This is a genomic window from Kitasatospora nipponensis (assembly GCF_039528135.1).
Classification (GTDB): domain Bacteria; phylum Actinomycetota; class Actinomycetes; order Streptomycetales; family Streptomycetaceae; genus Kitasatospora; species Kitasatospora nipponensis.
The window spans coordinates 24431-30999 of the sequence record NZ_BAAALF010000095.1; the positions used below are offsets into that span (position 1 = coordinate 24431).

7 protein-coding genes are annotated in these 6569 nt (G+C 75.1%); 4 read left to right on the top strand and 3 right to left on the bottom strand.

Annotation, left to right across the window (positions count from 1 at the left end; genetic code table 11):
• Positions 1-7: 7 nt before the first annotated feature.
• The 3 genes from ABD323_RS23975 to sigJ are packed head-to-tail and all read right to left on the bottom strand — an operon-like array spanning position 8 to position 2502.
• Positions 8-673, bottom strand: a complete 666-nt coding sequence (locus ABD323_RS23975) for an NAD(P)-dependent oxidoreductase (RefSeq protein ID WP_344443982.1) — start codon at positions 671-673, stop codon at positions 8-10.
• A gap of 27 nt (positions 674-700) precedes the next feature.
• On the bottom strand, positions 701-1549 hold the full coding sequence (locus tag ABD323_RS23980) for an NAD(P)H-binding protein (protein ID WP_344443988.1): 849 nt from the start codon (positions 1547-1549) through the stop codon (positions 701-703).
• Positions 1550-1551: 2 nt separating this feature from the next.
• Positions 1552-2502, bottom strand: a complete 951-nt coding sequence (gene sigJ, locus ABD323_RS23985) for an RNA polymerase sigma factor SigJ (protein ID WP_344443983.1) — start codon at positions 2500-2502, stop codon at positions 1552-1554.
• Between the two features lie 221 nt (positions 2503-2723).
• On the opposite strand from sigJ, the gene ABD323_RS23990 reads away from it, so the two are divergent.
• From ABD323_RS23990 to ABD323_RS24005, 4 genes are all read left to right on the top strand, one after another.
• A complete protein-coding gene (locus ABD323_RS23990; RefSeq protein ID WP_344443984.1) occupies positions 2724-3023 on the top strand; it encodes a hypothetical protein in 300 nt (99 codons plus the stop codon).
• A 175-nt stretch (positions 3024-3198) separates the two neighbouring features.
• Positions 3199-4422: a PP2C family protein-serine/threonine phosphatase gene (locus ABD323_RS23995; protein WP_344443985.1), complete on the top strand. Its 1224-nt coding sequence runs from the start codon at positions 3199-3201 to the stop codon at positions 4420-4422.
• Positions 4423-4522: 100 nt separating this feature from the next.
• On the top strand, positions 4523-5227 hold the full coding sequence (locus ABD323_RS24000; RefSeq protein ID WP_344443986.1) for a transglycosylase SLT domain-containing protein: 705 nt from the start codon (positions 4523-4525) through the stop codon (positions 5225-5227).
• Between the two features lie 211 nt (positions 5228-5438).
• Positions 5439-6548 carry a sugar ABC transporter substrate-binding protein gene (locus tag ABD323_RS24005; protein WP_344443987.1) on the top strand — a complete coding sequence of 370 codons (1110 nt, stop codon included), beginning with the start codon at positions 5439-5441 and terminating at the stop codon, positions 6546-6548.
• Positions 6549-6569: the final 21 nt, after the last annotated feature.

Sequence of the window (6569 nt, forward strand, 5' to 3'; positions counted from 1 at the left end):
GCGTCGTTCAGTTGGCGATGCCGACGGTGTGGCGCACGGTGTCGGGCCGCTCCAGCGCGGCGAGCATGCCGTGCGCGACGTCGGCGCGCGAGACGGTGATCCCGCCGTGCACGTTGCGGTCGATGCTGGTGCGGTAGGTGCCGGTGAGCGGCTTGTCGGTCAGGCGCGGCGGGCGCAGCACCGTCCAGTCCAGGTCACCGTCCCGCAGCAGCTCCTCCATCCTGGCCAGGTCCGCGTAGTGCGCGCGCAGGAAGGTGCGGGTCAGCGGGGCGCCGAGGTAGCGCATGAACGGACCGTCGCCCGGGTCGTGCTTCGGCGGATGCGGGCGGTTCGGCGAGGGCACGGTGCCGATCGGCGCGGCGCTGACCACGACGAGCCGCTGCACGCCGGCGGTGCGCATGGCCTCGGCGACCGCCCGGGTGCCGCGCCAGGCGACGCCCGCCTCCGCGCTGGAGCGGGCGCCGAGGCCCGAGAGCACGGCGTCGGCCCCGGCCACCGCGGCCGCCAGCGCGGTGGGTTCGGCCGTGGCCAGGTCCGCGGCCACCACGCGGACCGGCGCGCTGAGCCCCGCGGGGTTGCGCACGACGGCGGTGACCTCGTGGCCGGCGGCGACGGCCTGGCCGAGCAGTTGGCGGCCGATGCCGCCGGTGGCCGCGACGATGGTGAGTTTCATGGCGGGTTCTCCTCGGTGAAGGGGTGTTCAGGGCTGGAAGACGGCCGCGTGGTCCGCGACCCAGTGGGCGTAGTCGCGAGCCGGGCGGCCCAGGATCCGCGCCACCTCGCCGGTCGGCGGGTGCTGCGGACGGTGCAGGTGCCGCGCGTACCTGGCCAGCAGCGCGTCGACGAAGGGCGTCGGCAGCCCGGCGCGGCGCATGCCCTCGGCGGCCGCCTGGGCCGGCACCTCCTCGAAGCGCAGCGCGCGCCCGAGCACCCGGCCGATGGTGGCCACCTGCTGCCGATGACTGAGCGACTGCGGTCCGGTCAACTCAAGCCGCTGGTTGATCAGTTCGTCCTCGCACAGGGCGAGGGCGGCCACCTCGGCCAGGTCCCGTTCGTCGAGCAGCGACTCCTCGAAGCCCGGGTGGACGTAGCGCACCAGGTCGCCGGCGCGCAGCTGCGCGCCCCAGGCCTGGCCGGTGTTGCCGGCGAACGAACTCGCCCGCAGGCTGGTCCACTCCGGCCCGCCGCTCTCGGCGGCGACCTCGGCCTCCCGGTTGCGGTCGCCCCGCAGCCGGGAGGGCTGCTCGGCGAGCGGGTCGTCGACGTTCATCGCGCTGAGCGCCACCACGCGCCGCACCCCACGGGCGCGGGCCAGCGCCACCAGCGCCTGGGCGGCGTCGCCGACGGCCCGCGGGTGCAGGAAGAGCGCGGTGACGCCGCTCAGGGCGTCGGTCAGGCAGGCCGGGTGGCGCGGGTCGCCCACGACGACCTCGACGTCCCGGGCCAGCGTGGCCGCCGGGTCGCGGGTGACCGCCCGGACGGCGGCGCCCCGGGCGAGAGCGAAGTCGACGAGCGGGCGGCCGACCGGGCCGGTGGCGCCGGTGATCATGATCACGGGTGGTTCTCTCCTTCGAGGCGGGTGAGCTTGTCGGGGTTGGTCACGAAGTAGATGCCGGCCACCTGGCCGCTCTGCGGGACCAGGTCGAGGACCAGGACCGCGAACGGCGCCCCGCCCAGGAACAGCACGGCCGAGGGGTCGCCGTTGACCTGCCGGAAGCGGACGTCCACCGGACCGGCCACCTGCGAGGCCCGGGTGGCCAGCAGCCTGGCGACCTGCTCGCGGCCGTGCACCGGCCGCCGTCCGGCGGCCACCGCCTTGCCGCCGCCGTCGGCCCAGAGGGTCACCTCGGGGGCGAGCAGGTCCATGAGCGCCGCCAGGTCGCCGCCGGAGACGGCGGTGGCGAACCGCTCGGTCACCTCGCGCCGCAGCCGCGGGTCGGCCCGGAACCGCGGGCGCCGGGCCTGCACGTGCTCGCGGGCCCGGTGGGCGAGTTGGCGCACCGAAGCGGGCGAGCGGGTCAGGATCTGCGCGATCTCCTGGTGCGGGTAGCCGAACACCTCGTGCAGCACGAAGACCGCGCGCTCCAGCGGCGTGAGCGTCTCCAGCACCACCAGCAGCGCCATCGACACCGACTCGGCCCGCTCGGCCGCCTCGGCGCCGTCCGCCGCGGACGGCTCGGGCAGCGCCTCGACCAGCGGCTCCGGCAGCCACGGGCCGACGTAGGTCTCGCGACTGCGGCTGAGCGCGTTCTGCCGGGCCAGCGCCCGGTTGACGGCGATCCGCACCAGGTAGGCACGCGGGTGGGCGACCGGGTCCGCGTCCGCCGCCGTGCTGCGCGGCAGCCAGGCCAGCCAGGTCTCCTGCAGCACGTCCTCGGTGTCGGCGACGCTGCCGAGCAGGTTGTAGACCATGGCGAAGAGCAGCTCGCGGTGCTCGACGAAGACGGCGGTCGCCGCGTCGGCGCCGCTCCCAGCGGTGCTCGGGGCTTCGGGGTCGGACATCGGGGGCCTCCAGTCGGGATCGCTACCTGTGAGTCGATCGGCAGCCCGGAGTGTGACATCCACCGGCGCCGATGTGGCTCACGTCACACCACCCGGAGCGGTTCGACGCACCGGGGGGGCACCCGCCGGCGCGCGGCGCCCCGGTGGACGCCACGGCGCGGGGGGATCGGGGTTCCACCGCCCGCCCGGTGGGCAGGTGTCGGAACGGAAAGGGGAAACCGATGTCCGTTCCGCCCGGCTTTGAGGACGACCTCATGGCGCTCTCCCTCGTCGGTTGCCAGCTGAACGGCGACGAGGACGGCACCAGGGAACTGCTCCGCGTGATGGAGCCCCGGCAGTTGCGCGCCGTCGCGTTCAACCTCGTCGAGATGTGCGTGGAGGCCTTCCGGGTCGAGGAGGAGTTCGGCGGACCCTCGCTGGCCGAGACCGCCGAGCGCTGGCAGCACCTGCTCGCCGACGCCCAGCTGCGCCTGCTGCAGGCCGACGACCACAACCCGTTCGAGGGCTTCGGCGAGGACTGAGCGGCCCGCGGGGCCCGCCCGCCGACCCGCGCGCCGGGCGGCAGCGCGCCGGTACGCCGGTGGGGTGGTCCGCGGCCGGCACCGGAGTGGCGCCCGCCCGCCGCCGGGGCCGCACGGCAGCATGGGCCGCACCAGCGGCACGGCCGGCGCGCCGTCACACCTGTGCGGAGGAACCGTGACGAGAGCGCGCCCGCCGCACCTCCTGCACGGGCGGGCGGGCGCCCGTCCGCCCCGGACCCCCACCGCCGACGAGCCGGCCGACCACGGCTGGCCACCGCGCTGGGCGATGCCGCTGCCCTGGCTGGTGATCGTGGCCGCGGTCGTGCTGGAGCTGGCGACCCCGGTCGACTACTCCTTCAGCTCGCTGCTCAGCGCCTCCACGCCGCTGGCGGCGCTGCTCTACCGCCCGCGCTGGACGATCGCGGTGGCCGTCGCCAGCATCGCCGCGTTCCTGGCGCTCTGGCCGGCCGGCCAGCTCGGGGCGGTCGACGACCCGCGGATCCCGGTGGACCTGAGCTCGCTGGTGCTGGTGGCGGGGCTGGCGGTCTGGTTCTGCTTCGCCAAGGAGCGCATCGAGCACCGCCTGCGCCGGGTCCAGGCGGTGGCCGAGGCGGCCCAGTACGCCCTGCTGCGGCCGCTGCCGCGCAGCCTGGGACCGGTGCGGATGGCCGGCTTCTACCGCGCGGCCGACGCCGAGGCCCTGGTCGGCGGCGACCTCTACAGCACCCGCAAGAGCCGGTACGGGGTGCGGGTGATCGTCGGCGACGTGCGCGGCAAGGGGATCGGCGCCGTCACCACGGTCGCCACCGTGCTCTCCACCTTCCGCGAGGCCGCCCTGGTGCAGGAGGACCTGACCGCGATCGCCGACCGGATCGAGCAGGCGCTGGTGCTGGAGACCAGCACCTCGGGGGACGCCGAGCTCTTCGTCACCGCCGTGCTGCTGGAGTTCCCGGTGGACCGGCCGCACGCCGTGCGGGTGCTCAACCGCGGCCATCCGCCGGTCCTGGTGCTGGGGCCGGACGGCGCCGCGCCGATCGACGCCCCGTTCGGGCTGCCGCTGGGCCTGGGGGACCTGCTGCGCGGGGAGGGGGGCGGCGCCCGGGGCGAGGTGCTCTGCCCGCTGCCCGCCGACCGGCTGCTGATCGCCTACTCCGACGGCATCACCGAGGCCGCCAACCCGAGCGGCGTCTTCTACCCGCTGGCCTCCCGGCTGACCTCGCGGTTCGGGCTCACCCCGGTCGAGGGCGGGCGGGCCCGGGTCCCGCAGGACGTGGCGCCGGAGCGGGTGGCCGCCTTCGTCGAGCAGGACGTGGCCCGCTGGGCGCCGCGTTCCAAGGACGACATGGTCACCCTGGTGCTCTGCCGCCCCGACCCGGCCGACCCGCCGCGAGGGCACTGACCGCACCACCCCGCCCGGCCGCCCGCCCGCGGGAGGGGGCAGCGGGCGTCGTGGGCGCGCGATCGGGCAGGATGGCGGTAGGCGTCCGGGAGGAGGAGCGGTGGGGGAGCGGCACGGGGTGCGGCGGGTGGCGGCGGGCGCGGTGGTGGTGCTGGCCTGCGTCCTGCTCTTCCACGGCCACCACGACGGCAGCGGCCAGGGCGGCGCCGGCGCGGGCACGGCGGCGAGCCCGGGAGCGAGTGCGACGGCGGACAGCGGCCCGGGCGCGGGCACGCCCTCGCCCTCCACGGCCGGTCCCTCCGCCGCGGCCTCCTCCGCCGGCGACGACCCGACCCGCTTCGCCCCCCAGGTGCGCACCCGGGCCGGTCAGGCGGGCATCGACCCGCAGCTGCTGATGGCGATCCTCTACAACGAGTCGTACAAGCCGCACGACCCCGCCCTGCAACGGGCCTGGCAGCAGCTCAAGCCGGACGCCGCGTTCGGCATCGCCAACATGCACCGGGCGGCCTTCGACGACACCAAGGCGGGCCGCGACTTCGCGAACCGCCGCTGGGAGGAGCTGCCCGACGATCCGGACCTGGCGATCGAGTCCGCCGCCTGGTTCCTGCACGACCTGGCCGCCCAGCTCCCCGCGCACCGCTCGGCCCCCTTCACCGAGGACGAGCTGCTCGCCTTCGGCTACAACGCCGGGGCCGGCAACATGCTGGCCTTCGCGCGCGGCACCTCGGTCGGCCCGGCCGCCCGCTCCTACCTGGACCAGCTGCACGGCAACTGGTCCAGGGCGGCCGCCGCCCTGGGCTCCTGAGCCGCCTGGCCGGCCCGCTGCCACCTGACGGATGTTCAGCCCGGCGCAGGGGCATCCCTGCTGACGCGCCCTCGCCGCCCCCGTCGTCACCCCCGGCCTACGCCGAACGGCTGGCTGACGGCCCGTTCGGAGCAGCCCGCCTGGTGGCCGGTGCCCGGAGCCTCCCAGACTCGGAAACGGGGGTGAAACTCGACATCTGGGAGGCATCCCCATGCACGTCCTTCTCCGCCGCGCGGCCGTCGCCGGCACCGTCGTCTGTGTCGCCCTGGGAGCCGCCGCGTGCGGCAGTGCCAAGCAGTCGAGCGGCAGCGGCTCCTCCGGCTCCGCCGGCGGCTCGGCGGGGGCGGTGAAGATCGGCCTGCTGCTCCCGGAGTCCAAGACCACCCGGTACGAGCAGTTCGACCGCCCGCTGATCGAGGCACAGATCAAGCTGCTGGCGCCGAACGCGCAGATCGACTACTACAACGCCAACCAGGACGCGACGCAGCAGCAGACCCAGGTGGACACCGCGCTGACCAAGGGCGACAAGGTGCTGATCCTGGACGCGGTGGACGCCAAGGCGATCCAGTCCTCGGTGCAGAAGGCGCACGACGCCGGGGTCAAGGTGGTGGCCTACGACCGGCTCGCCCAGGGACCGGTGGACGCCTACGTCTCCTTCGACAACAACAAGGTCGGCGAGCTGCAGGGCCAGGCCCTGGTGGCCGCGGTCGGCGACAAGGCGAACAGCGGCCAGATCATCATGATCAACGGCTCGCCGACCGACCCCAACGCGGCGCAGTTCAAGGCCGGCGCGCACAGCGCCATCGACGGGAAGCTGAAGATCGGCAAGGAGTACGACACGCCGGACTGGGACCCGAACAACGCCAACCAGGAGGCCGCCGCCGGCATCACCGCCATCGGCGCGCCGAACGTGGTGGGCGTCTACTCGGCCAACGACGGCATGGCGGCCGGTATCGCCACCGCCCTGAAGGCCGACAACCTCAGCGTGCCGCTGACCGGCCAGGACGCCCAGCTGGACGCGGTGCAGCGGATCCTGGGGGGCACCCAGACGATGTCGATCTACAAGCCGTACAAGCCGGAGGCGAACACCGCCGGCGCCGCGGCGGTCGCGCTGGCCCAGGGGCAGACCCTGAACGCGTCGGTGGCTCCCACCACCGCCACCAGCGGCAGCGGTCAGACGGTCCCGGCCGACCTGATCACCCCCATCGTGCTCACCAAGGACAACATCAAGTCCACGGTGGTGGCCGACGGTCTCTACACCGTGCCGCAGATCTGCACCCCGGACTACGCCGCCGCCTGCTCGGCGGTCGGCCTGCAGTAGCGGCGTCGCGCAGCCGCGCCC

Coding starts and splice junctions, on each gene's coding strand:
- ABD323_RS24005 (WP_344443987.1), top strand. CDS start 5,439: ATGCACGTCCTTCTCCGCCGCGCGGCCGTCGCCGGCACCGTCGTCTGT.
- ABD323_RS23980 (WP_344443988.1), bottom strand. CDS start 1,549: ATGATCACCGGCGCCACCGGCCCGGTCGGCCGCCCGCTCGTCGACTTC.
- ABD323_RS23975 (WP_344443982.1), bottom strand. CDS start 673: ATGAAACTCACCATCGTCGCGGCCACCGGCGGCATCGGCCGCCAACTG.
- sigJ (WP_344443983.1), bottom strand. CDS start 2,502: ATGTCCGACCCCGAAGCCCCGAGCACCGCTGGGAGCGGCGCCGACGCG.
- ABD323_RS23990 (WP_344443984.1), top strand. CDS start 2,724: ATGTCCGTTCCGCCCGGCTTTGAGGACGACCTCATGGCGCTCTCCCTC.